General features: G+C 61.2%; 22 protein-coding genes. 14 read left to right on the top strand and 8 right to left on the bottom strand.

The genetic code is table 11. The features are described from left to right. Positions 1-9 precede the first annotated feature (9 nt). Together msrQ and msrP are read right to left on the bottom strand one after the other, a co-directional pair. Positions 10-636, bottom strand: coding sequence for a protein-methionine-sulfoxide reductase heme-binding subunit MsrQ (msrQ, locus tag KP701_RS07880; protein ID WP_215746656.1), 627 nt, complete (start codon positions 634-636; stop codon positions 10-12). Then, a complete protein-coding gene (gene msrP / locus KP701_RS07875) occupies positions 636-1,574 on the bottom strand; it encodes a protein-methionine-sulfoxide reductase catalytic subunit MsrP (protein WP_215746655.1) in 939 nt (312 codons plus the stop codon). Before msrP ends, msrQ begins: the two co-directional genes overlap by 1 nt. Positions 1,575-1,654: 80 nt before the next feature. Here msrP and KP701_RS07870 point away from each other — a divergent pair, with 80 nt between their 5' ends. Beyond that, the gene (locus tag KP701_RS07870; protein ID WP_215746654.1) at positions 1,655-2,527 is read left to right on the top strand and encodes an NAD(P)-dependent oxidoreductase; all 873 of its coding nucleotides are present in this window, start codon (positions 1,655-1,657) and stop codon (positions 2,525-2,527) included. A gap of 68 nt (positions 2,528-2,595) precedes the next feature. Then, positions 2,596-3,204 (top strand): superoxide dismutase, encoded by a 609-nt coding sequence (locus KP701_RS07865; protein ID WP_011253320.1) that lies wholly within the window; start codon positions 2,596-2,598, stop codon positions 3,202-3,204. A gap of 88 nt (positions 3,205-3,292) precedes the next feature. On the opposite strand, the gene yajC is transcribed toward KP701_RS07865, so the two are convergent. Next, complete coding sequence (yajC, locus tag KP701_RS07860; protein WP_215746720.1) at positions 3,293-3,637, bottom strand: preprotein translocase subunit YajC; 345 nt, start codon at positions 3,635-3,637, stop codon at positions 3,293-3,295. A 119-nt stretch (positions 3,638-3,756) separates the two neighbouring features. On the opposite strand from yajC, the gene KP701_RS07855 reads away from it, so the two are divergent. Genes KP701_RS07855 through KP701_RS07845 form a run of 3 tightly spaced genes read left to right on the top strand, consistent with a single transcriptional unit; the run spans position 3,757 to position 5,687 of the window. Then, entirely contained in the window at positions 3,757-4,626 is an 870-nt protein-coding gene (locus KP701_RS07855; protein ID WP_215746652.1) for an ATP-binding protein, read from the top strand. A 13-nt stretch (positions 4,627-4,639) separates the two neighbouring features. After that, positions 4,640-5,212, top strand: a complete 573-nt coding sequence (locus KP701_RS07850) for a hypothetical protein (protein ID WP_215746651.1) — start codon at positions 4,640-4,642, stop codon at positions 5,210-5,212. A gap of 10 nt (positions 5,213-5,222) precedes the next feature. Beyond that, a complete protein-coding gene (locus tag KP701_RS07845; RefSeq protein ID WP_215746649.1) occupies positions 5,223-5,687 on the top strand; it encodes a hypothetical protein in 465 nt (154 codons plus the stop codon). Between the two features lie 45 nt (positions 5,688-5,732). Here the strand turns inward: KP701_RS07845 and KP701_RS07840 are convergent, their stop codons facing one another. Next, positions 5,733-7,946: a TonB-dependent receptor gene (locus KP701_RS07840; protein WP_371818921.1), complete on the bottom strand. Its 2,214-nt coding sequence runs from the start codon at positions 7,944-7,946 to the stop codon at positions 5,733-5,735. Positions 7,947-8,425: 479 nt separating this feature from the next. Here KP701_RS07840 and KP701_RS07835 point away from each other — a divergent pair, with 479 nt between their 5' ends. Both KP701_RS07835 and KP701_RS07830 read left to right on the top strand, forming a co-directional pair. Beyond that, a complete protein-coding gene (locus KP701_RS07835) occupies positions 8,426-9,598 on the top strand; it encodes an aromatic ring-hydroxylating dioxygenase subunit alpha (protein ID WP_252345481.1) in 1,173 nt (390 codons plus the stop codon). A 1-nt stretch (position 9,599) separates the two neighbouring features. Beyond that, positions 9,600-10,604, top strand: coding sequence for a bifunctional GNAT family N-acetyltransferase/(deoxy)nucleoside triphosphate pyrophosphohydrolase (locus KP701_RS07830; protein ID WP_215746647.1), 1,005 nt, complete (start codon positions 9,600-9,602; stop codon positions 10,602-10,604). Here the strand turns inward: KP701_RS07830 and KP701_RS07825 are convergent. After that, entirely contained in the window at positions 10,601-11,491 is an 891-nt protein-coding gene (locus KP701_RS07825) for an SMP-30/gluconolactonase/LRE family protein (protein ID WP_215746646.1), read from the bottom strand. The two genes, KP701_RS07830 and KP701_RS07825, sit on opposite strands and share 4 nt — an antisense overlap. Before the next feature lie 99 nt (positions 11,492-11,590). On the opposite strand from KP701_RS07825, the gene KP701_RS07820 reads away from it, so the two are divergent. Then, the gene (locus KP701_RS07820; protein WP_215746644.1) at positions 11,591-12,361 is read left to right on the top strand and encodes a molybdopterin-binding protein; all 771 of its coding nucleotides are present in this window, start codon (positions 11,591-11,593) and stop codon (positions 12,359-12,361) included. A gap of 46 nt (positions 12,362-12,407) precedes the next feature. On the opposite strand, the gene KP701_RS07815 is transcribed toward KP701_RS07820, so the two are convergent. From KP701_RS07815 to KP701_RS07805, 3 genes are all read right to left on the bottom strand, one after another. Beyond that, the gene (locus tag KP701_RS07815; protein ID WP_215746643.1) at positions 12,408-13,382 is read right to left on the bottom strand and encodes an acetyl-CoA carboxylase carboxyltransferase subunit alpha; all 975 of its coding nucleotides are present in this window, start codon (positions 13,380-13,382) and stop codon (positions 12,408-12,410) included. Between the two features lie 63 nt (positions 13,383-13,445). After that, on the bottom strand, positions 13,446-14,381 hold the full coding sequence (locus tag KP701_RS07810; protein ID WP_215746641.1) for a tyrosine recombinase: 936 nt from the start codon (positions 14,379-14,381) through the stop codon (positions 13,446-13,448). A gap of 10 nt (positions 14,382-14,391) precedes the next feature. After that, a complete protein-coding gene (locus tag KP701_RS07805; protein WP_215746640.1) occupies positions 14,392-14,802 on the bottom strand; it encodes a hypothetical protein in 411 nt (136 codons plus the stop codon). A 60-nt stretch (positions 14,803-14,862) separates the two neighbouring features. Between KP701_RS07805 and aroB the strand changes: the two genes are divergently transcribed. The 6 genes from aroB to KP701_RS07775 all read left to right on the top strand — a co-directional run bounded on the left by aroB (position 14,863) and on the right by KP701_RS07775 (position 23,076). Continuing rightward, on the top strand, positions 14,863-16,554 hold the full coding sequence (gene aroB, locus KP701_RS07800) for a 3-dehydroquinate synthase (RefSeq protein WP_215746638.1): 1,692 nt from the start codon (positions 14,863-14,865) through the stop codon (positions 16,552-16,554). 316 nt (positions 16,555-16,870) lie between these two features. Continuing rightward, positions 16,871-18,010 carry an OmpA family protein gene (locus KP701_RS07795; RefSeq protein WP_041112059.1) on the top strand — a complete coding sequence of 380 codons (1,140 nt, stop codon included), beginning with the start codon at positions 16,871-16,873 and terminating at the stop codon, positions 18,008-18,010. Between the two features lie 169 nt (positions 18,011-18,179). Then, positions 18,180-18,692 carry a GtrA family protein gene (locus tag KP701_RS07790; RefSeq protein WP_215746637.1) on the top strand — a complete coding sequence of 171 codons (513 nt, stop codon included), beginning with the start codon at positions 18,180-18,182 and terminating at the stop codon, positions 18,690-18,692. A gap of 83 nt (positions 18,693-18,775) precedes the next feature. Continuing rightward, positions 18,776-21,415, top strand: coding sequence for an alanine--tRNA ligase (alaS, locus tag KP701_RS07785; RefSeq protein WP_215746636.1), 2,640 nt, complete (start codon positions 18,776-18,778; stop codon positions 21,413-21,415). A 117-nt stretch (positions 21,416-21,532) separates the two neighbouring features. Continuing rightward, a complete protein-coding gene (locus KP701_RS07780; RefSeq protein WP_215746718.1) occupies positions 21,533-22,216 on the top strand; it encodes a carbonic anhydrase in 684 nt (227 codons plus the stop codon). A 17-nt stretch (positions 22,217-22,233) separates the two neighbouring features. After that, positions 22,234-23,076: an endonuclease/exonuclease/phosphatase family protein gene (locus KP701_RS07775; RefSeq protein ID WP_371818915.1), complete on the top strand. Its 843-nt coding sequence runs from the start codon at positions 22,234-22,236 to the stop codon at positions 23,074-23,076. Positions 23,077-23,102 lie beyond the last annotated feature (26 nt).

Here is a 23,102-nt window from a genome sequence, read left to right as displayed (position 1 = left end):
ACCTTGTGACTAGATACCGTTTCCTGTCCGTGAACGCGGCAGGAAACGGCTCAGCAGAATCAGGGCCAGTGCTGCGAGATAAGGAGCAGACACACTGTTCAGGGTCTTGAAGGACAGGAAAAAATGGATGCCCGCCAGAATTGCGGCGGGATAGATCAGCCGGTGCAGAAACTTCCAGCGTCGCCTGAGCAGACGCATGGACAGGGCATTGGACGTAAGGGCAAGCGGAATGAGCAGGACAAGCGCACTCATTCCCAGAATGATGAAATAGCGGTGTGTTATGTCCACCCACAGGACTGACCAGTCAAAACCGTGATCGAGGCCGACATAGGCCAGCAGATGCAGACTGGCATAGAAAAACGCCAGCAAACCGGTCAGGCGACGATATCGGAGCAAGTTCAGGCCTGTGAAGCGCCTCAGCGGCGCAAGGGCGAGGCAGGCCAGCAAAAACCGGAACGCCCAGAGCCCCAGTGAGCGTTCAAAGACATTGACCGGATCGGCACCCAGCGCACCATGCTGCCCCTGCCAGACGAGCCACACTGCCGGGATCATGCCAACCGGATACAGGACCAGGCGCCAGTGCCGTTTCAGGATGCCAGACACCCCCGGGACGGCATGCGTGGAATGTGGCGACATCAGAAGTTTTTCCGCAGATCCATGCCACGATAAAGATCCGCGACCTGTTCCCCGTAACCGTTGAACATCAGGGTAGGCTGCCGTGTGGCGCCGAACAGGGAATGCGCGCCGATGACCCGCTCAGTTGCCTGGCTCCAGCGGGGATGATCGACCTGCGGATTGACGTTCGCGTAGAAACCGTATTCGTCCGGAGCGAGCCTGTTCCACGTCGTCGGGGGTTCGTGGTCCAACAAGCGGATGCGCTGGATCGACTTGATGCCCTTGAATCCATATTTCCAGGGAACGACGAGACGCAGGGGCGCACCGGTCTGGTTCGGCAGGGTTTCCCCGTAAATGCCGAGCGCCAGAAGGGTCAGCGGGTTCATAGCCTCATCCAGACGCAGGCCCTCGACATACGGCCACTGGATACCGGACAGGGCTTCGTTCTGGCCGGGCATTTCGGAGGGCCGCACGATGCTTTCGAAAGCGACATGCGTGGCCCGGGGATCGGGATCAGCATCCTTCAGCAGCATGGCAAGCGGGATACCGTCCCAGGGGATGACCATGGACCATGCCTCCACGCAGCGCATGCGGTAGATGCGCTCCTCGATCGCCGGGGAGCGCAGAAGCTGCTCCACATCCAGGCGGACCGGCCTGCGAACGAGGCCGGTGATTTCGAGCGTCCATGGCAGAGGATGGAAAGCCTGCGACTGAGTCGCGGGGTCAGCCTTACCCATGCCAAATTCGTAGAAGTTGTTGTAATGCGTCACGTCTTCGTGTGGCGTGGGCGTGAGGTTTCCTGAATACGGGCCGGGATGTGTCTGGAGCGTTTCTGCGTCAGCAGTGGCGGAAACGGCGCCCAGTGCTGCCGCACCGCCGATGAGGCTGCGCCGCGAGAGATACATGTCTCTCGGCGTGATTTCGGATGGCAGGGGGCGAGGATAGCGAAAAAGCGCCATGATCAATTTCCGGACTCTGCGAAACTCTGGCACCTATGATGCGTGAGTCTGTTGCAACGCATCACAAGGAGCCAGTTTCCATGCCCAGTCCAAAGATCGGTTTTATCGGTTATGGCGCCATGGCCCAGCGTATGGGAGCCAATCTTCGGAAAGCCGGTTATCCGGTTGTGGCCTATGCCCCGTCGGGCGGCAAGGACGAGACGGAAATGCTCCCCTCGCCCCGTGCGATTGCCGAAGCGGCCGAGATCATCATCTTCTGTGTGCCCAATGATGCGGCGGAAAACGAATCCCTGCATGGCGAGAACGGGGCGCTTGCGGCCCTGACACCCAGCAAGCTCGTTCTCGATACCTCCACCGTCTCCCCCGATCAGGCCGACGCCTTTGCCAGCCTTGCTGTCGAACATGGGTTTTCCCTGCTTGATGCCCCCATGTCCGGCAGCACGCCTGAAGCCGAGACCGGCGATCTGGTCATGCTCGTGGGCGGTGACGAGGCTGTGGTCAAGCGCGCACAGCCGGTTCTGGACGTCATCGGCAAACTGACGATCCACGCCGGGCCTGCCGGTTCCGCTGCACGACTGAAGCTGGTTGTGAACGGCGTGATGGGGGCCACGCTCAACGTCATCGCCGAAGGCGTTTCTTACGGGCTGGCCGCGGGACTGGATCGTGATGTCGTGTTCGACACGCTTCAACAGGTGGCTGTTGTCAGCCCGCACCACAAACGCAAGTTGAAGATGGGCCAGAACCGCGAGTTCCCGTCCCAGTTCCCGACCCGTCTCATGTCCAAGGACATGGGATTGCTACTGGATGCCGGGCGCAAGGTCGGCGCATTCATGCCCGGCATGGCCGTTGCCGATCAGGCGCTGGCCCTTTCGAACCGTCTGCATGCGAATGAGGACTACTCGGCCCTCATCGGTGCGATGGAACACAGCGTTGCCAATCTTCCCCATAAATGAGAACGATATGCGGGAGCGGCCGCCCCTGAGGACGGTCATCTCGTCTTATTCTGCCAAGGAGTGACATCATGGCTTTCGAACTTCCTCCCCTGCCCTACGCAGAAAACGCTCTCGCCGGTGCCGGCATGTGCCAGGAAACGCTGGAACTGCACCACGACAAGCACCATCAGGCCTATGTCACGGCGCTGAACGGCTTCGTGGAAAGCAAGCCGGAACTGGCTGGCAAGACGCTTGAGGAGATCATCGCGTTCTCCTACGGCAAGCCCGAGATCGCTCCGGTCTTCAACAATGCGGGCCAGCACTGGAACCACATCCTGTTCTGGAAGAACCTTTCCCCCAAGGGCGGTCAGATCCCGACCGGTCTGGAAAAGAAGATCGCTGAAGACTTCGGCTCCGTCGAAGAGTTCAAGAAGCTCTTCAAGCAGGCTGCCACGACGCAGTTCGGTTCGGGCTGGGCCTGGCTGGTTCTGGACAAGTCCGGCAAGCTGGCTGTCACGAAGACGGCAAACGGCTCCAACCCGCTGGCCGAAGGTCAGGGTAAGGCGCTGCTGGGCCTCGACGTGTGGGAACACGCCTACTACCTCGATTTCCGCAACCGCCGTCCGGACTACATCACGAACTATCTGGACAAGCTCGCCAACTACGAGTTCGCGGAAGCCGAACTGAAATCTGCCTGATCCCTTCCGGGTTCATCAGAATAAAAAAACGCCCCGTCCGGATTTCCGGGCGGGGCGTTTTTCATGAACGGGTCTTTTGAAAACCGGCTCAGGAATCGTTAGCCGGCTTTTCGCGGGACGTGATGTTCGTGATCGTGCTGCGGACGATCTTCACGCGCACACCCTGAGCGATTTCGACATCCACTTCATCGCTGTCATCGCGGGTCGCCTGCACGACACCAACGATCCCTCCTGCCGTCACGATCCGGTCACCACGACGCAGAGAACCCTGCTCTTCGCGCAGCTTGCGGGCGCGCTGCTGCTGGGGACGGATCAGCAGGAAATAGAACACCACGAAGATGAAGATCATCGGGGCGAACTGAAGCACCTGCGGATTGGACAGGAGGCCACCACCATCGGCGGCCTGGGCGGAAGAAATGAACAGACTGCTCATGGATGTAAGGGTCCAGTCTTGAGTGAAGCTGGCGGGGACCATATCGTCCGGGGGCTGCCCGTCAAGCACGGCACCCATGTCTTTTGATCTCAACTCCTTTCGTTCCGGGACCGTTTTCCATGACCGACCATGCCCTGCTCAGTGTTCTCGAACGTATTGCCGACAGTCTGGAACGCATGAGTCCGCCTCCTCCGAGCGCGGATATCCTGCACAAACATGATGCTTTTCTCTGGCAGGCCGCTCTGGGTGTGCTGACGCCGGTCGAGAAGGTTTCAGGCGTGCCGCTGTCTCTGCTTCAGGGCGTAAAGCGGCAGATGGATCAGGTCATGGCCAATACGCGGCATTTCGCGGAGGGCTTCAGCACCAACAATGTCATGCTCTGGGGCGCGCGCGGAATGGGAAAATCCTCGCTGGTGAAGGCATCCGTCGCGGCCGTAAACGCGGAGCAGCGGGCAAAGGGCGGCGGCACACTTGCGCTGATCGAGATCCAGCGTGACGAACTTTCTTCCCTGCCGAAACTGCTGGCCGTCCTGCGCACCACGAAGCGGCGCTGCATCCTGTTCTGCGATGACCTGTCGTTCGAGAGCCAGGATGCAGACTACAAGTCGCTCAAATCCGTGCTCGATGGGGGCATCGGGGGACGGCCGGAGAATGTCCTGATCTATGCGACATCGAACCGGCGGCACCTGATGCCGCGGGACATGATCGAAAACGAGACGGGAAGCGCGATCAATCCGTCGGAAGCCATTGAAGAAAAGGTCTCGCTTTCAGATCGATTCGGCCTTTGGATTGGCCTGTATGGCGCAACACAGGATGATTATCTGGCGATCGTCGAAGCCTATGCGGCTTATTACAAGCTGCCAGTTCCGCGCGAGGAACTGCGGCGCAAGGCGCTTCAGTGGGCCATGGCTCGTGGCAGTCGTTCCGGCCGGGTGGCCTCGCAGTTCATCAGCGATCTGAGTGCCGAACTGGGGATTCCGCAATCGTAAGGGCGAAAAAATCATGAAGATACTTCACGGCATCGGACTGCTTTTCCTTTTGGCCACCGCAGTGAATACGGCTCAGGCCGGAGACAATCCGCGTCTCAAGACCATGTTCGATGCCGATCAGGCAGAGCGTGAAAAGGACCCGATCAATTGGGGTACCCTGATCCCGAATGATACGAAACGGCGGACTGAACTGCACAGGATGCTGGAGCAGAATGCTGTCACGACGGGGCTGGACTACTACGAAGCGGCCTTCATTCAGCAGCATGGCCTGAAACCGGATGATTACCTGCTTGCACACGTCCTCGCCATGGCCGCTCTGGCAAAGGGCTACACACAGGCCCGCTGGATCGCTGCAGCGACACTGGATCGCTATCTTCAGCAGAACAGGCACCCACAGATTTTCGGCACGCAGACTACAATCCGGACCATGGCCGGAAGCAGGGAGGAAGAAGCTCCCACGCGCGCACCATTTAACGCAGCGCTGATACCTGACAGCCTTCGTGCCACACTCGGCGTCGCCGATCTGAAAACACTTGCGAACCGACTATCCCAAAAGGACTATCATTCTTCGGATGGCGAGAACTGAGGTTACACTCATGGCACCCCTGATACTTCTCTGCATGTTTGCTGCGATTTTTCTGGCCTACGCCGCCCCCGATACGCCGGTCGGCAGGATCTGTCGTGATCAGCTTGTGACGCGCCCCGGCAGATGGATAAAAGAATTTCCCCACGTTGTGGGAATTCTTGCGCTGGGGACTATTCTGCTTGTGGGTTGTGCCACGTGGTTACTGGGCCATGACGGTTTTGCCGCAAGCCTACAGATAGCTCCGGATTTTCTCACCTTTGCCACCAGCTTTGAAGTCACGTCTTTCATCGAAGCGGCATCCAGCCTTGCGTTTATGATGCTGACGACGGGAGCCGGAAAAAATATTCTTGTTCTGCGGCAGTTGTTCCGACGCACTGTGAGGCGAGGCAGGCGTGTTGTGAGTGCAGCCCGCGCCCGTCTGACGGGACGGAACGCCGACGACCCTGACCCGGCAGCTTTGCCAGCTTTCTCCTGACGATGAAGGCAGGCGGACCAAAGCGCCGCCTGCCCTGCCCGCTGGTCAGAACGACGCGCTGACAGTGCCGAAGAACTCGCGGACGGCACCGCGCTCCATGGACTGGTAGTCGCCCACGGCAGGATTGTCGTTCTCACCCATCATGGAGATGTATTTGGTGTTGAACAGGTTGTAGACGTTGAAGCTGGCTGTGACGTCCTTGAGGACACTCAGCTTGCCGAAGCGATACTGCGCACCAGCGTTAGCCAACCAGTATCCACCGATCGAGGTGTCATTCATGAAGCTGTAATAGCGACGACTATAGTAGTTCGCATCGAAATGCGCCGTCATGCCCTTCCAGGTGTAAGCGACTGATGTCTTGTACATCCAGGCCGGATAGTTGACGATATTCTTGCCTGCCAGGGCGTAATAGCCGCCAACCGTATCCACATTCCGATCGTAGGTGCCCTTGTTGTAGCTCAGGTTGTTGCTGATGCTCAGGCCGTCGATCGGGGTGATGGTGATGTCGCCGTTGGCACCCGTCATGGAGATGTGGCCGAAATCGATGACCTGCGAGACCGGATTGGTCAGGGAACCGACAGCGGCCGCCAGGATCGGGTGGATCAGGCTGGCGTGATAGACGGTGGCGTTCACCTGAAAGTACTTCGACGTGTAGCGATAGCCGCCGAGATAGACCCAGGCCTTGGAGGGCTCCAGAGACTTCTTCTGGGCCTGGAACGTGGCCTGATCCTGCACGGAATAGACCGAGTTCGCCACGCCATAGGCCGAGACCTCATAGGCCCGCATGTTCTCGGCCACATCCACATAGATTTCATGGTGGCGGTTGATGTGCCAGTCCAGATTGACGTGCGGCAGGAAAGCCTGCGAAGCCGTCAAGGAGCCGTTCGGCAGGGCATCAGCTCCCGTCCAGTCGGCATTATTATACTGCGCGCCCCCGGAGGTCGTCGCGGTCATGGACTTGAACCCGGCATGCAGCGTCAGGCCCTGGGCGAGCTGGATGCTGTCCTGCAGATGGAACTGCATGACGTTCGTGGTCCACTGGAAGTTGTAGCCTTCGAGGAACGCCGGACCATAAACATCATAGGGCCCAACGGCCTTGAGCGGCGCGCCCTGCCCCAGAAGCGGCTGCTGATAATTGAACAGCCCTGCCTGCTGGTTGTTGTTCTCGTACCAGACGCCCCCCTCGAAAGTATGACGTCCCCATTTGTAACGCAGGCTGGTATCGAGGCCGTAACGCTCCTGACGGTTCTGCCAGACTTCTTCGGAAAATGGCGCCCCGTTCGGCGAAGGATCGTCCGAATCCGTATAGCTGTAATAGCCGGTCTGGCTGTGACCGTAGATCGTGGTGTTCCAGGTCAGGTGATCGGTCAGGGCGAGGTCGAAATGCAGGCCGCCCATGTAGTTGGTTTCGGCCTGGCCACCGTCATACATGGCGATGTTGGAGCCATCGATACCCGGCACATTCCCGTAACCGGCCGGCAGTGCGCTTGTCCCATTGGCGATGCCGTAAGCCAGACCGTAATTCGGATAGAGATGCGGCGTGCGCCAGCCGAGATTCTTCAGGATACCGATGGACGTGTCCGGATAGTTCCACTGCGCCAGGCTGGACCAGTTGAAGAAGGCGGACATGCGGCTGCGTTCATTGATCGGCTGGACGAGCTTGGCGTCCACCTGTTGCATGAACTGGTCGCCGCTTCCCATCCACATGCCTTCATCGGTGCGGGCATAGGACGTATAGAACTTGGTGCCGGTCGGGTTCAGCTTGCCGGAATCCAGACGGACATAGGTGCGATACGAGCCATAGCTGCCGAAGGACTGGCTGACCTTGCCGCCGCGCTTGTCCTCGGGGTCCGCAGAGCCAATCTGGATTGTGCCACCCAGCGTGTTGGTTGAAGGCAGTTCGACCGAACCCGCGCCCTGCGACATGCGCATGGACTGGATGTCGTCGGGGATGATAGCGGAGGCGAGGCTCATGCCGCTGACGGACTGGTAGGTCTGGTCGTTCAGGGGCACGCCGTCCACCGTGACGCCCATCTGGTTCATGAAGAAGCCGCGGACGTAGAGATTGGCGCCGAAACTGTCGATTCCGAATGGATCGGTGGACGTAAAGCTCACGCCCGGCGTGCGGTCGAGCATTTTGTAGGCACTGGTTCCCGGGACATACTGGCGCATGATCGCCTTGGAGACGGCCTGCTCGGCGTCACGTCCCGTCAGCTGACGGCCGGTAACAGCGACACTTTCCGTTGCATGGGATTCCAGTGCCTCGGCCTTGCGGCGCGCAGGCGTGTTTCGGGTCGGCGTGTTTTTGCCTCCCGCGACCTGAGCGGCATTCCCGGCATGGCGCGCGGCCACATGCGTGCGGGCATGTGCCGTAACCGGCGCTGCATCGTCGGCGGCCTGAAGAGGCGTATGACCCGCAGCCAGGGCTGACTGACTGACTGCAAACAGTGCGATGGAGGAAAGAAGCAGGGATCTGGTTCGCACCGTGGCCGAAACTCCGGAATCTGGGATTTATGAACTTTGGGAAGCGGTCTCCTAAACGTGCCTGCGCCGCCCGCAAAGCGCCAGCATTGCCAGATGATGTTTCAATGACACCGAAAAGGTGGTTTTTGTGCCGCATGTTGCGGGAAAGACGCGCTGCACCGGTGAAGAATGATCTCTTCCTGTGGTGGGGCTTTGCCTGTTAAGTTCATTCTCAACAAGACGACGTCGCGGTTTCATCACGGATCAGGATACTCATGTCGCAGACTATTTCTGCCTCTTCTGCTGCTGCCGAAAGCACATCTCCGGACACGGATCGGGTAATCGACCCGAATATCGGTGAATATTCTCCCGTGGAAGATGTAATCCGAAAGACCGGAGATCTTCGGCGCATCCTGTCCAATCCTGACTACTGGTATCCGGTGGCCTGGTCCCGCGAGCTCAAACGCGGCAAGACCATCGGCACACGCTATGCCGGGCAGCCGATCGCGCTCGTACGCCCGATGGATGGCACCGTATTCGCGCTCGAGGATCGCTGTGCGCACCGGCAGGTTCCGCTCAGCCTTGGCAAAGTCAGTGGTGAAGCGGTCCAGTGCTGCTATCATGGCTGGGCCTATGGCCGTTCGGGACGCTGCATCGACGTGCCCTATCTGGGGAAGGGCAAGCTGCCGAACGGCGTGCGGACCTATCCGTGCCGCGAGGAAGGCGGGCTGATCTTCATTTTCCCGGGCGACCCCGCAAAGGCCGAGAGCACGCCGTTTCCGCAGCTGGGCTCGGTAGGCAACCCCGAATACAAGACGCGCCGTTTCGGCGAGACAGTCGCCTGCCATTACAGTTTCATGCATGAGAACCTGATGGATATGAACCATCAGTTCATGCACATGAAGCAGATGGGCCAGATGAAGCCGCGTTTCCTCGGCGGCAGGGACGAGCCCACGCTGGTCGAGGCGCGCTACAGCTTCGCACGCACTGGCGGCAAGCAGCCCTGGGGCGAGACGTTCATCTTCGGTGAGCGTCGCGACGCGAGCGAGAAATACGCCCACAAGGATGTCATGACGATCCGGACGGAATATCCGTACCAGACGCTGCGCATCGCGACGGGTGACGAGCCGCCGGTCATGGATCTGTGGATCGTGTACGTACCGCAGGACGCTGAAGAGAAGACCTGCCGTGTATTCGGGCTGCTGTCGATCCGCCGCCCGAAGGCAAAGCTAGTTCTCGATATCGCCTGGCCATTCCTCGTCGCATTCACGGAGCGGATCTTCAAGGAAGACCGGGATATCGTGGAGCTGGAACAGGCGGCCTGGAACGAACTGGGCGGCGACCACAATCAGGAAGTCTTCCCGGTCATCAACATGCTGCGCAGGCTTCTGGCCCGGTGTGGCGTTCCGGCCGACAAGCCGGCGGGCGATCAGGTGTCTTCGTCCTGACATGACACCAGAACTCAAGGCAGGGAGACTCGTTCTGCGCTCCCTGCAGCCGGGTGACGCCCCGGCAATCCATCGTCTCATCAACGACTGGAGCGTCGTCCGGATGCTCAGTCGCCTGCCCTTCCCCTATCCCCGCGAACTGGCGGAACAGTGGATCGACTCCACCCGTCGCGACAGCGCCCAGGGCAGCGCGCATCATTTTGCCATTACCCGCGACGGAGCGCTTCTGGGCGCGATCGCGCTCGTGCTCTCCGATGACCGGCGTTCCGGGTCGCTCGGATACTGGCTGGCCCCCACGGAATGGGGACAGGGCCTGACCACGCAGGCGGGTGAGCGCGTGGTGGAATGGGGGCTGACGGTTCTGCGGCTGGAAAAGATCACGGCCGACGCCGCGCAGGACAATATCGCGTCAGCGGCCGTTCTGGGAAAGCTCGGCTTTGTGAAGACGGGAACATCCAGCCGCCGTTTCGTCTCGCGCGGACAGGACTGCCCGATCGATCTGTTCGAACTGCCCCGTGCGACGTTCCTCGCGAAGACGCAGGAACCGGTTGAGGCTCCCCCGCCTCCCGCCGCGCCCGCTCCCCTCGCTGCGGAGCCGCCAAAGCCGCGGACATTGCTGGTCGTCGCGGCTGCCCTGCTCGACGCGCAGGGACGGATCCTTCTCGCCCGACGCCCGGAAGGGAAGCGTCTTGCGGGACTTTGGGAGTTCCCCGGTGGCAAGGTCGAGCGCGACGAAACGCCTGAGCAGGCGCTGATCAGGGAAATGCGCGAGGAGCTAGGGCTGGATCTGACGGGGGCCTGTCTGGCACCCTTCACCTTCGTCAGCGAAAACGCCGGGCCGTTCCATCTGCTGATGCCGCTTTATGTGGTGCGGCGCTGGCGGGGTGTTCCCACCCCTCGCGAAGGCCAGATGCTGGAATGGGTCGCGGCCGTCGATCTTGGCCGCTATGCCATGCCCGATCCTGACCTTCCGCTGATCCCGCTTCTGCAGGAGCTTCTGGGCTAGTTCAGACGGAAGACCTGCTGCGGCACACCGGCAACGTCCGTGCGGAAAGCAAACAGGGAGCCGGCCTGCGGTTCTTTCGCCAGCGTCTCCGCATCCAGCCCCTTGCGCGCTGTCGTCACGAAGACCGTTTTCAGGTCATCGCCACCAAAAGCGACTTTCGTGACATTCGTGACGGGCATGGGAATCGGCGGCAGTTCCGTACCATCCGGTTTGAAACGCGCCACACGGCCCCCACCCCAGGTTCCACACCAGATAGTCCCTTCACTGTCGGTCACGATCCCGTCGGGATAGCCGTGCTCCAGCCGGGCGAAGACACGCTCGTTTGCGAGATCGCCATCTGCTTCGATATCGAAGGCGTAGATCGTCTGTTCCGGGCTGTCGCAGACATACAGCACCTTGCCGCACGGGGAGACGGCCGGACCGTTGGAAACGGTATAGCCTTCGTCGTGATGAGTAATGTTCAGTCCCTTGCTGTCGTGAACGACGCGATAGATCGAACCGGACGGGTTCTCCTCGCCATCGTCCATGGTGCCGAACCAGACACGCCCCTGCGGATCGACACAGCCATCATTGAGCCGGTTGCGGGGCTTCCCGGCTTCCACGATCGTGTGCTCGGAGAAGTTGCCCGTGCGTGGATCAAAACGGCGCAGGCCGTCCGGCATCCCGGCCAGAAATGTCCCGTCCGCGACAGGAAGCAGGAACGCCACGCGATCTGGCGCGGACCATGTCTGATGGGCACCACTGGCGGGTGTGAAGCGATGGATCTTTGCTTCGGGGATATCCACGAAATACAGGCTTTTTTCGCCCTCAATCCAGACAGGCCCCTCCCCCAGCGTCGCGCGCAGATCGAGAATGCATTCGGGCTGGTGAAGCGGGATGCTGGTCATGGTTCCTCCTGATGAAAACGAAAGTCCGGAGCGGGTTTGTCCTCGACAACGCGGGGCGAGCCGTTACGTTCTGTGGCGAAGACTATCAGGAGCGGACAGATGCTTCAAAAAACTGCCTGTTTTCTCGTCATCGGCAACGAGATCCTCTCGGGGCGCACGCAGGACGCCAATACGCGGGTTCTGGCTCAGGCCCTGAATGAACAGGGAATCCGGCTCATGGAAGTCCGGGTCATTCCCGACATCGAAGACCGGATCGTACGGACGGTTCGCGAATGTAGCGCGGCCTTCGACATCGTTTTCACGTCCGGCGGCATCGGACCAACGCATGACGACATCACGGCCGAATGCGTCGCAACCGCGATGGGGGCGCCGCTGGTCCGGCATGAGGAAAGCTTCCGGCTGCTTGAGGCGAAACTGGGGGCGGACCGCTTCAACGCCGCCCGCCAGCGCATGGCCTATCTACCCGAAGGTTCAACGCCGATCCTTAACACGGTATCCGTGGCGCCCGGCTTCAGCATTGGCAATGTCCATGTCATGGCTGGCGTACCGTCGATCTTTGCCGCGATGGTCGCGTGGCTGGTGCCGCAGCTGGAAAAGGGCGCGCCACTCGTTTCCGCAAGCTGGCATGCCGCAGGCCTGAAGGAAGGGGACTTCGCCGCCGATCTGGCGACGTTGCAGAAAACATTCCCGACGATCGATCTCGGGTCCTACCCCTACCACCTGCCGGATGGCGCAAGCGGTGTGGCGCTGGTCGCCAAGGGCTATGACGGGGATCTGGTCGGGAAAGCGGCACTGGCGCTGCATGATCTCATCATGGCGCATGGACGCGAGCCGCTGGCCGGTGAAGCCGCGCACAAACTGCCAGCCTGAAAAAACAAAAGCCGCTGCGGGGGAGCAGCGGCTTTTGAAGGCTTCCTCAGTGCAGAGGAGCGCGCGTCATGGAGAGGAACTTGTCACGGCGTTTCTGGATCAGCGCCGGTCCGGTGAGTCCTTGAAGGGAAACAAGCTCTTCGGCAATCGCATTCCCAACCGCCTTGACAGCTTCTTCCGGAGCGCGCTGGGCGCCACCGAGAGGCTCTGGAATGATATGGTCGATCACGCCGAGGGACTGAAGGTCCTGTGCTGTCAGCTTGAGTGCCTCGGCCGCTGCCGGAGCCAGCTTCGGATCACGCCACAGGATGGACGCTGCCGCTTCTGGCGAAATCACGGAATAGATCGAGTGCTCGAGCATCAGGATGCGGTCGCCCGCACCGATGGCGATGGCACCGCCAGAGCCGCCCTCGCCGATCACGGTCACGACCAGTGGTACGGGAGCCTTGAGGCAGACATCGATCGATTTTGCGATGGCCTGCGCCTGTCCGCGCGCTTCGGCGTCGATTCCGGGCCAGGCACCAGCGGTGTCGATGAAGCTCAGGACCGGCAGGCCGAAACGTCCAGCCATTTCGATCAGGCGCTGCGCCTTACGGTAGCCCTCGGGACGGGCCATGCCGAAATTGTGCTTCAGGCGCGTTTCGGTGTCGTGGCCACGCTCGGTGCCAACGACGACAACCGGCTCGCCGCGGAAACGGGCCAGACCACCGATCATGGCGTCATCGTCACCAAAGGCGCGATCACCCGCCAGCGGCGTGTAGTCCGTTAGCAGCTGATGCACATAATCCAGAGCCTTCGGGCGCTGGGCATGACGGGCCACCTGCACTTTCTGCAGCGGCGTCAGCTTGGCATAGGTCGAGCGGAGCTGCTTGTCGGCCTTCTCGGACAGACGGGCAATCTCGTCATCGATATTGATGCCGCTGGTGCCGGAGTCCTTGCCCTGGCTGCCCATCTGGCGGAGTTCGTCGATCTTGGTCTCGAGTTCGGCGACCGACTTCTCGAAATCTAGGAATTGGCGCATGGCCAGCCCGATAGCACGCCTGCGCGTCCGGAAACAGTCCCTGCGGCATGCGGAATGATCGGTTCAGTCCGCATCGACCGGGGCCCCGGCTTTCCGTGCCAGCGGATGATGCGCCGCCACGGCCTGTCGCAGGCGCTCGGACATGACCTGCGTATAGATCTGCGTGGTGGCGATATCGGCATGGCCCAGAAGCATCTGGAGCGCCCTCAGATCAGCTCCATTCGCCAGAAGATGGCTGGCAAACGAATGCCGCAGGACGTGCGGACTGACACGGTCGGGGTCCAGTCCGGCTTTCAGGGCACAAGCGAGCAGGATCTTGTCGAATCCCTGCCGCGTGAGATGTTTCTGCGGGTTGCGTCCCGGAAAGAGCCAGGGACTGCCGAGATCGCGATCGAAATGCACGAGTTGATCCGCCGCCGCCCGCGCACTCTGGGATAAGGGCACCAGCCGTTCCCGGCCGCCTTTCCCCCGCACCAGAAGCATCGGTCCGCGGACATGCACGCAGGACACAGGGAGGGCAAGCAGTTCGGAAATGCGCAGACCGGTCGTGTAGAGCAGCTCCAGTGCGGCCCGCGAGACGATGTCCCGACGTTCGTTTTCATGACCGCGCGTGCCGGTTTCCAGCAGAAGGCGGATTTCGTCCTCGTCCAGAGGCCTGGGAAGGGACGATGCGATTTTGGGAGCCTGCTGACGCTCGGTCGGATCGTCCTCACGTACCGACTCGAGCATCAGGAAGCGGTAGAACTGGCGCAGGCAGGACAGGCGGCGTGCGGCGGTCCGGGCCGCCAGGCCCGCACGGGACAGTTCCGCAAGATAGGACTGGACATGCTCTCCCCGCGCTTCAGACAGGGAGAGCGGCACGCAATGGAGTGCGAAATCGGCGAGGTCCGAGGCGTAAGCCTGTCGGGTTTTCAGTGCCGCGCCGCGCTCGGCGGCAAGCATCTCCAGAAAAGCCTCGACATGCCTGCTGTCCCCCTGGACGTCACTGCAGCGCGCCATGAGGGACGGATCAGTGCGCGGGAGTCGGTGCGACGGGAGCAGCAGGCATCGGCTGGGCCGGCGCTGCCTTGGGAGCCGGCATCGTCGGCAGCGGCGTGGAAGGCGTCAACTGGACAGCGGGGGCGGCCGGAGCAGCCGCAACGGGGGCGGAAGCCGGAACCGTGGCGGGTGCCGGAGCCGGCTGGGCGGCCGGCATCGGTCCGGCTGCCGGCACGGGCGGCATAGCCGGGAGCGCGGCCTGCGGAGTGGTGGAAGCTGCGAACGCGCCTCCGGACAGATCTTTGTGAACCATGGTCTGGGCGGGTGGGGTGGCGGTCATGCCCAGACGCAGAAACGCTCCGCCAGCGCCCAGAACAAGAAGGACGGCAACAGCCCCGCCGATCATCGGCAGGCGGAAAAGGGAACGATCAAGATTTGCCATTGAAAAAGGTCTCGAAGTGAGGGCAGGACGTGTTCCTTCTCCTATGATAGGTAGCAGGGCATGTCACGCCTGCCTTTCCCCCTTTCAGCCAAGCCGGAACCCTTTTTCTCGCCCGATGGCATACCGTCACGTACGGTTGTGCTCGTTGGAATGATGGGGGCCGGCAAAACCACCATTGGACGGCGCCTTGCCCAGATCTGCGGACTGCCGTTCGTGGATGCCGATATCGAGATCGAAAGAGCGGCCGGCTGTTCGATTCCCGAAATCTTCGCCCGCCATGGCGAAGCATCGTTCCGGGACGGCGAACGCCGCGTCATCCAGCGACTCCTCGACGGCCCAGCCTGCATCCTCGCTACGGGCGGTGGAGCCTGGATGGATGCACAGACGCGCCATCTGGTCCGCCGTCATGCGGTTTCGGTCTGGCTGCGCGCGCCGGTGCACGTCCTCGTCAAGCGGGTTGCCGGACGTGCGGGACGTCCGCTTCTGGCGCAGGGACGCCCGGATGAGGTGCTGGAGCGGCTGGTCGGGCTGCGTTACCCCGTCTACGCCGAGGCGGACATCATTATCGATTGTGGAGATGACACGGTGGAACAGGGCGTGCAGCGCGTACGGGAAGTCCTGGAAGAATATCGCAGGCCGGAGACAGTGCATGTCTCCCTCAGCCATCATAATTATGATCTGCTGATCGGACCGGATCTCATTTCGCGGGCCGGCGCCCGGCTGGCCCCGCACCTGCCTCAGAAGCGCGTCGTCGTTATTACGGATATGACCGTGGCTGGCCTGCATCTGCCGCGGCTTCTCGCGTCGTTCGAGGAAACCGGCATCCGCGCGGATGTGATTTCGGTTCCGGGTGGCGAGGAAAGCAAGTCCCTCGCCTGCTACGGCGATGTCATGAACCAGCTTCTGTCCACGGGCATCGAGCGCAAGACAACCATTGTCGCTCTGGGAGGCGGAGTCGTGGGCGACCTGGCTGGGTTTGTCGCGGCTACGGCCCTGCGCGGACTGCCCTTCGTGCAGATCCCGACCACACTGCTCTCGCAGGTGGACAGCAGCGTCGGCGGCAAAACAGGAATCAATGCCGCAGCGGGCAAGAACCTGATCGGGGCGTTCCATCAGCCCATCGCGGTTCTCGCTGACAGTTCCGCGCTGGCGACCCTGCCCCGTCGCCAGCGCGTTGCGGGATATGCCGAGATCGTCAAATCCGGCCTCATCGCCGATCCGGAGCTTTTCGCCTGGTGCGAAGCCCATGGACACGCGGTGCTGGACGGCGATCCCGCTGCCTTGGCGGAAGCGGTCCGTCGGGCCTGCGCTTTCAAGGCGGCGGTTGTGGCGACGGATGAAAAGGAACAGGCCTCTGTCGGTGGCCGGGCGCTGCTCAATCTGGGGCATACGTTCGGACACGCCCTGGAAGCGGAACTGGGATATGACGGACGCCTCCTCCACGGCGAAGGGGTCTCGATCGGGATTCATCTGGCCATGGCCCTGTCGGTAGAACTGGGGTACGCGCCCGTCGAAGACCTGCATCGACTGGACCGTCATCTGCGCAGTCTCGACATGCCGGTGAGTTTTGACTGGTTCCGGGAGTCGTTCTCTGCCGACACACTTCTGCGCCACATGACTCGGGACAAGAAAATGCAGGACGGGAAGGTTGCCTTCGTTCTGCTGCGCGGGATCGGGAAGGCCTTCACGACCCGTGATATTTCTTCAGAAACAGTGCGTAATCTGCTCATCCGCGAAGGCTGCCGTCCGTGAGGAATGTTAAAATTCCGTCACATCGCAGCTAAATGCCTGTTTTGCTTCCATTTTTGCATAGCTGATTTCTGCTCCAGCCTCTGGCTTCTGCTGGAACCATGAGCTAAGGCAACGTAGACGCGAGGCGTAGATCGTGAAGCGGGCGAAATGGAATGTGGCTTTTATGTCACTCCCCTACCCCGAGTAGAGCCTGAAGACCCTGACTGGCTTTGTCCCGGGGAACTCTGAGCTCTATATGCGCTTATGCATCGCGCTGGGTCCGTTGGTGAAAGCATTTTCCAACGGCTCGAACGTTAGTCACTAAGAGGACGAAAACATGCGTCTCCGCACGGCACTCCTTGCCATGACGTCGATGGTCGCCGCACCGTCGCTTGCCATGGCCAGCACGATCACCGGCCCCTATGTCAACATCGGCGGTGGTTACAACCTGGTTCAGCAGCAGCACGGCTCCTTCTCGCCGACGACGCAGGCTGACGGCACGAGCAGCAACGCTGCTTCGAGCTCCCGCTACCGCCACCACGACGGCTTCACCGGTTTCGGTGCATTCGGCTGGGGCTTCGGTAACGGCCTGCGCGTTGAAGTCGAGGGTCTGTACAACTACTCCCAGATCAACCACCGTCGCCCGACGGCTGTTAACGGCATGACCCACGGGTCCGACCAGGCTTATGGTGGCCTCGTCAACGTGCTGTATGACATCGATCTCGCCAACTTCGGCCTGAACGTCCCCGTCACGCCGTTCGTCGGTGTCGGTGCCGGCTATCTGTGGCAGCACTACAACCCGACCACGACCAACTACGTGAACGGCGCTGTTGACCGCATGGGCGGCACGCAGGGCAGCTTCGCGTACCAGGGCATCGTCGGTGCAGCCTACGACATCCCGAACGTTCCGGGTCTGGCCGTCACGACGGAATACCGTTTCATCGGTCAGGACTTCGTCAACGGTCCGTATCGTTCCACGGCCTACAACGCTTCCGGCGTTCACAAGGGCAACGTGAACTTCGACCAGCGCTTCTCGCACCAGTTCATCCTGGGCCTGCGCTATGCCTTCGACACGGCTCCGCCGCCGCCGCCGCCGGCTCCGGTTGTTGTGCCGCCGGCTCCGACCCCGGCCCGCACGTATCTCGTGTTCTTCGACTGGGACAAGTCTGACCTGACGGGCCGCGCCCGTGAGATCGTTGCCCAGGCAGCCCAGGCTTCCACGCACGTCCAGACGACGCGCATCGAAGTCAACGGCTACACGGATAACTCTGCTGCTCACCCGGGTCCCCGTGGCGAGAAGTACAACCTGGGTCTGTCCAACCGTCGCGCTTCCAGCGTGAAGGCTGAGCTGATCCGTGACGGTGTCCCGGCTGCTGCCATCGACATCCACGGCTACGGCGAGTCCAAGCCGCTGGTTCCGACCGGCCCGAACACCCGCGAGCCGCAGAACCGTCGCGTCGAGATCATCCTGAAGTAATTCAGACATGATCTGACCGCCGGGGTCTTCGACTTCGGTTTTGAGAAAGGCGTCCTTCGGGGCGCCTTTTTCTTTGGGCAGCCATCATGCCGGAAACGAAACTCTCCTTGCGGCTGGCTTTCCCTACAGGCTAGAGCGGGCGCACCCCGACACCCCGGAGACATGCTCCTTGTCACTCAGCCGCATTTTCCATCCATCCAACCGACCGGAAATCATTGATCAGTTCCTGCGTTTCGGGGCGGTGGGCGGTCTCGGGTTTCTTGTGGACTGGGGAACGGTGTCGCTGCTCCGGGCACCTCTGGGACTGACCGCAGCAACCCTGATCGCCTATTTCGTGGCGGCGACCGAAAACTGGTTTCTCAACCGGTTCTGGACTTTCCGCCTCTCGGCAGGCTCGAACCAACACATGGTTCTGCAGTGGCTGCGATTCCTGCTGGCCAATTCGTTCGGATTTCTCCTCAACCGCGGCATGGTCTTTTTGCTGTATGCAACAGTTCCGCTGACCGTTCGTCATCCGGTGATTGCACTTGCCGCAGGTGCACTGTGCGGCATGATCGCCAATTTCAATCTTTCGCGACGCCTCGTCTTCCGGGCGCAGACTGACGGCGCAATGCCGGAAGCCACCTCCAACCTGTCCGTTCTTCCCGACGACAGCACCGGACCGCATGGCCGCAATGACTGAGGGCTGCATTTCCAAGGCGGTCACAATAGTCTAAGGACAGGCAGATTATTTCCCTGTCTTCCCGGAACTGACGCTCCCTCATCATGACCAGCACCAACGATATCAGATCGGCCTTTCTCGAATACTTTGGTTCGCAGGGCCACCGCATCGTTCCTTCGGCATCCCTGGTGCCGCAGAACGACCCGACATTGCTGTTCACCAATGCTGGCATGGTGCCGTTCAAGAACGTCTTCACCGGCCAGGAAACGCGCCCCTACTCGCGCGCCACCACGGCGCAGAAGGTCGTGCGGGCGGGGGGCAAGCACAACGATCTCGACAATGTTGGATATACGGCGCGCCACCATACGTTCTTCGAAATGATGGGTAATTTCAGCTTCGGGGATTACTTCAAGCCTGAAGCCATCGAATTCGCCTGGACGCTGCTGACGCGCGATTTCGGTCTTCCGAAAGACAAGCTGCTCGCCACCGTCTATGCGGAGGACGAGGATGCAGCCGATCTGTGGAAGAAGATCGCCGGCCTGTCCGACGACCGGATCATCCGCATCGGCACCTCCGACAATTTCTGGCGCATGGGTGACACGGGACCGTGTGGTCCGTGCTCCGAGATCTTCTACGATCATGGTGACAGTGTATTCGGTGGCCCCCCGGGGAGCGCGGATGAAGATGGGGACCGCTTCGTCGAGATCTGGAACCTGGTGTTCATGCAGTTCCTCGACCAGCCGGATGGTTCGCGCGATGCGCTGCCGCGGCCGTCGATCGACACGGGCATGGGGCTGGAACGTTTTGCCGCGATCATGCAGGGCAAGCGCGACAACTACGACACCGACACGATGCGTGCGCTGATCGAAGCCTCGGCCGAAATCATGCACCAGGACGCGGATGGTCCGTTCAAGGCCAGCCATCGCGTTGTGGCCGATCATCTGCGCTCCACCGCGTTCCTGATCGCTGATGGCGTGCTGCCGTCCAAGGAAGGTCGCGGCTATGTGCTGCGTCGCATCATGCGCCGCGCCATGCGCCATCTGCACATCATGGGCGCAAAGGAGCCGGTGTTTTATCGCCTGCTGCCGGCGCTGATCCAGCAGATGGGTGCAGCCTATCCGGAACTCGTCCAGCATCAGGCCCTGATTGCACAGACGATGAAGGGCGAAGAAGAGCGTTTCACCGCCCTGCTGGAACGTGGCCTGACGCTGCTGTCCGACGAGCTGGACCGTCTGGGCGACAAGGAAGCCCTTCCGGGCGACGTAGCCTTCAAGCTCTATGACACGTTCGGTTTCCCGCTGGATCTGACGCAGGATGCACTGCGTGAAAAGGGCCGCACGGTTGATGAAGCCGGTTTCGAGACGGCGATGGCCGAGCAGCGCAAGCGTGCGCGTGCGGCCTGGGTCGGATCGGGCGATGCCGCGGCCGAGACCGTGTGGTTCGACGCGCGCGACAAACACGGTCCGAGCGAGTTCCTCGGTTATGTGTCCGAAAAGGCCGATGCGGAAGTTCAGGGCGTTTTCCGTGGCAATGACGAACTGGCCGAGGCGCCTGCTGGTGACGACACGGTCGCAATCCTGCTGAACCAGACGCCGTTCTATGGCGAAAGCGGCGGTCAGGTTGGTGATCATGGAACACTGACGGCTCCGGGCGTGCGGGTCGAGATCACCGATACGCAGAAGCGCAACGGCGATCTGATTGTGCATTATGGTAAGGTTGTCGAAGGGACGCTGAAGCCGGGCATGGCGGTTCATGCAGAGATCGATCACGCACGCCGCACGGCAGTTCGTGGCCATCACTCCGCAACCCATCTGCTGCATGAAGCCCTGCGTCGGCAGGTCGGCACGCATGTCACGCAGAAGGGCAGCCTGAATGCGCCGGAGCGTCTGCGCTTCGATATCAGCCAGCCGCGTCCGCTGACGGATGAGGAATTGGCGGCGGTCGAGGCCGAGGTCAATGCCCGCATCCGCGAGAACGCCCCGGTCGAAACGCGCCTGATGACGCAGGAAGAAGCCGTGGCGGAAGGTGCCATGGCCCTATTCGGCGAGAAATATGGCGATGAGGTCCGCGTGGTCTCAATGGGCAAGGGCGACGACGATCGTCCGGCCTATTCCATCGAACTTTGTGGTGGCACGCATGTGGGACGCGTTGGTGAGATCGGGCCGTTCCGGATCGTCTCGGAAAGCGGCGTCTCGGCTGGCGTGCGCCGGATCGAGGCCGTCTGTGGCCTCGCTGCTGAAGCACTTGCGCTGGAGACCGAGAGCCGTCTGAAGCAGATTGCTGACCTGCTCAAGGTTCCGGTCACCGATGCCGCCTCCCGCGTGGCGGCGCTTCTGGAAGAGCGCAAGGCCCTGACCGCTCAGGTTTCTGACCTGCAGCGCAAGCTCGCGACTGGCGAAGGCACCAGTGCCACCGAAAATATCAACGGCATCACGCTTTCCGCGCGTGATCTGGGCGATGTCAGCCCGAAGGAACTCAAGGGTCTGGCGGAGAGCATCTCCAAGCAGATCGGCTCCGGTGTTGTGGCGCTCATGTCCAATGCCGATGGCCGTGGCAGCATCGTGATCGCTGTGACCAAGGACCTGACGGACCGTCTGGATGCCGTGAAGCTGGTTAGGGAGGCTTCGGCCCTGATGGGCGGAAAAGGTGGCGGTGGCCGTCCGGACATGGCGCAGGCCGGGGGGCCGAATGCGGACTCGGAGGCGGTGTTTGCCATGCTGCGCAAGACACTGGAATCTGCATAAGAAAACACGTCATGGTATGTCAGGGCGGTTACAAAGCATGGGCTGACCGGAATCATGCTTTACCTGCCCTGACAAAGCCTTCTAACTGCCCGGTAGTTCAAGATGAAGGAGAACACCATGGCCTGTGGTCGTGATACTCTGGCGAAACTGCTGGGCGGCGTCCGGAAATTCGAAACGGACGTCTATCCGGAAAATGCGGAACTGTTCGAGAGCCTAGCCTCCAGCCAGTCTCCGTCCACCCTGTTCATTACCTGCGCCGACAGCCGGATCAGCCCCAGTCTCATTACCCAGACGGAGCCTGGCGAACTCTTCATCGTGCGCAATGTCGGCAATATCGTGCCGGCCTATGGCGAGATGCTGGGCGGGGTGTCGTCCGCCATTGAATATGCGGTTGGCGCGCTCAAGGTGAAGAACGTCATCATCTGCGGTCACTCCAACTGTGGCGCCATGGGCGCGCTGATGGATCTGAACTCGCCGAAACTGGACAGCCTGCCGACGGTCAAGAGCTGGATGCGTCATGGTGAGGCAGCCCGGGCGGCTCTGGGCGACCTGAAGGCCGAGGATGCCGGGCCGGAAGACATCCGCTCGCTCGCCGAATACAATGTGCTGCTTCAGCTCGTACATCTGCGGACGCACCCCACGGTTGTCCGAGCACTGGCACAGGGTGAACTGAAACTTCAGGGCTGGTTCTACGACATTCCCAAGGGCGAGATCCTTATTCTTGACGAGGGAACACGCAAGACGCGCACGGTTGAAAACGTACTTGAGGAAATCGGCACCACCGAAGGACAGGCAGCCTGAGGCAGACTGTTATCCCCGTGCTGGCCGGGCTTGTTTTTGCCGCCAGCACGGCTTTTTCTTCTGCCCATACCCTTAAACTCTCGACCTGGAACATGGACTGGCTGACACTGCGCCCGTCCGGAGATCCGGCTTTGCCGGATGATGTTCCAGGTGGTGAGCACCGCGACTTCCAGAAACTCGCGGCCTATGCCCGGCATCTGGACCCGGATGTCGTGGCGTTTGAGGAAGTGGACGGCCCGATCGCCGCTTCCCGTGTTTTCAGCTCCAAAACCTATCAGATCGTTCTCACGCCCGATCCTGTCGTGCAGCGGGTTGGCGTGGCCGTACGGCGCGATCTGCATGTAACGGTCAATGAGGAACTGTCGCCCCTCAATGTGGCCGGACCAGAAGCAGCGCATCAGTTACGCGGCGGCCTGGATGTCACCATCAGCGATGGCGCTGCAAACCTGCGGCTTCTGGTCGTGCATCTCAAGACGGGATGCTGGGACCAGCCGCTGAACCAGCGCCAGCACTCCTGCCCGACCCTGTATCAGCAGGTCCGCATCATGCAGGACTGGATGCTGGAGCGGCAGGATGAGGGCGAGGCCTATGCAGTTCTGGGTGACTTCAACCGCCGTCTGACGCTGCATGATCCGCTGATGCAGCAGATTGAGGCCGAAACGCCCGTGACGCTCACGACGGCGGGCAAGGCCAATCCCTGCTGGGGCGGGGAGTATTTCATCGATCACATCCTGCTGGGAAATGCCGCGCGGGACTGGCTCGTACCCGACAGCCTGCGGGTCATGACCTATAAAAACGATACGGTACCTGCCGGGCTGTCAGATCACTGTCCGGTTTCGGTCCGGCTTGAAATGCCCTGACGGCACGTTGCGGGGCCGGATATTCC

Origin of the sequence: Gluconobacter sp. P1C6_b (assembly GCF_018811945.1) — a bacterium.
Classification (GTDB): Bacteria; Pseudomonadota; Alphaproteobacteria; order Acetobacterales; family Acetobacteraceae; genus Gluconobacter.
The sequence above is the reverse complement of the archived record's forward strand: the minus strand, read 5'-3'. Positions and strand labels throughout refer to the sequence as shown.

Excerpts from the sequence above, each read along its gene's own strand:
- KP701_RS07850 (WP_215746651.1), top strand. The coding sequence starts at position 4,640 with ATGAAGATACTTCACGGCATCGGACTGCTTTTCCTTTTGGCCACCGCA.
- KP701_RS07795 (WP_041112059.1), top strand. The coding sequence starts at position 16,871 with ATGCGTCTCCGCACGGCACTCCTTGCCATGACGTCGATGGTCGCCGCA.
- KP701_RS07805 (WP_215746640.1), bottom strand. The coding sequence starts at position 14,802 with ATGGCAAATCTTGATCGTTCCCTTTTCCGCCTGCCGATGATCGGCGGG.
- yajC (WP_215746720.1), bottom strand. The coding sequence starts at position 3,637 with ATGAGCAGTCTGTTCATTTCTTCCGCCCAGGCCGCCGATGGTGGTGGC.
- KP701_RS07815 (WP_215746643.1), bottom strand. The coding sequence starts at position 13,382 with ATGCGCCAATTCCTAGATTTCGAGAAGTCGGTCGCCGAACTCGAGACC.
- KP701_RS07835 (WP_252345481.1), top strand. The coding sequence starts at position 8,426 with ATGTCGCAGACTATTTCTGCCTCTTCTGCTGCTGCCGAAAGCACATCT.
- KP701_RS07865 (WP_011253320.1), top strand. The coding sequence starts at position 2,596 with ATGGCTTTCGAACTTCCTCCCCTGCCCTACGCAGAAAACGCTCTCGCC.
- KP701_RS07780 (WP_215746718.1), top strand. The coding sequence starts at position 21,533 with ATGGCCTGTGGTCGTGATACTCTGGCGAAACTGCTGGGCGGCGTCCGG.
- KP701_RS07855 (WP_215746652.1), top strand. The coding sequence starts at position 3,757 with ATGACCGACCATGCCCTGCTCAGTGTTCTCGAACGTATTGCCGACAGT.
- KP701_RS07830 (WP_215746647.1), top strand. The coding sequence starts at position 9,600 with ATGACACCAGAACTCAAGGCAGGGAGACTCGTTCTGCGCTCCCTGCAG.
- KP701_RS07825 (WP_215746646.1), bottom strand. The coding sequence starts at position 11,491 with ATGACCAGCATCCCGCTTCACCAGCCCGAATGCATTCTCGATCTGCGC.
- KP701_RS07810 (WP_215746641.1), bottom strand. The coding sequence starts at position 14,381 with ATGGCGCGCTGCAGTGACGTCCAGGGGGACAGCAGGCATGTCGAGGCT.
- msrQ (WP_215746656.1), bottom strand. The coding sequence starts at position 636 with ATGTCGCCACATTCCACGCATGCCGTCCCGGGGGTGTCTGGCATCCTG.
- msrP (WP_215746655.1), bottom strand. The coding sequence starts at position 1,574 with ATGGCGCTTTTTCGCTATCCTCGCCCCCTGCCATCCGAAATCACGCCG.
- alaS (WP_215746636.1), top strand. The coding sequence starts at position 18,776 with ATGACCAGCACCAACGATATCAGATCGGCCTTTCTCGAATACTTTGGT.
- KP701_RS07845 (WP_215746649.1), top strand. The coding sequence starts at position 5,223 with ATGGCACCCCTGATACTTCTCTGCATGTTTGCTGCGATTTTTCTGGCC.
- KP701_RS07820 (WP_215746644.1), top strand. The coding sequence starts at position 11,591 with ATGCTTCAAAAAACTGCCTGTTTTCTCGTCATCGGCAACGAGATCCTC.
- aroB (WP_215746638.1), top strand. The coding sequence starts at position 14,863 with ATGTCACGCCTGCCTTTCCCCCTTTCAGCCAAGCCGGAACCCTTTTTC.
- KP701_RS07870 (WP_215746654.1), top strand. The coding sequence starts at position 1,655 with ATGCCCAGTCCAAAGATCGGTTTTATCGGTTATGGCGCCATGGCCCAG.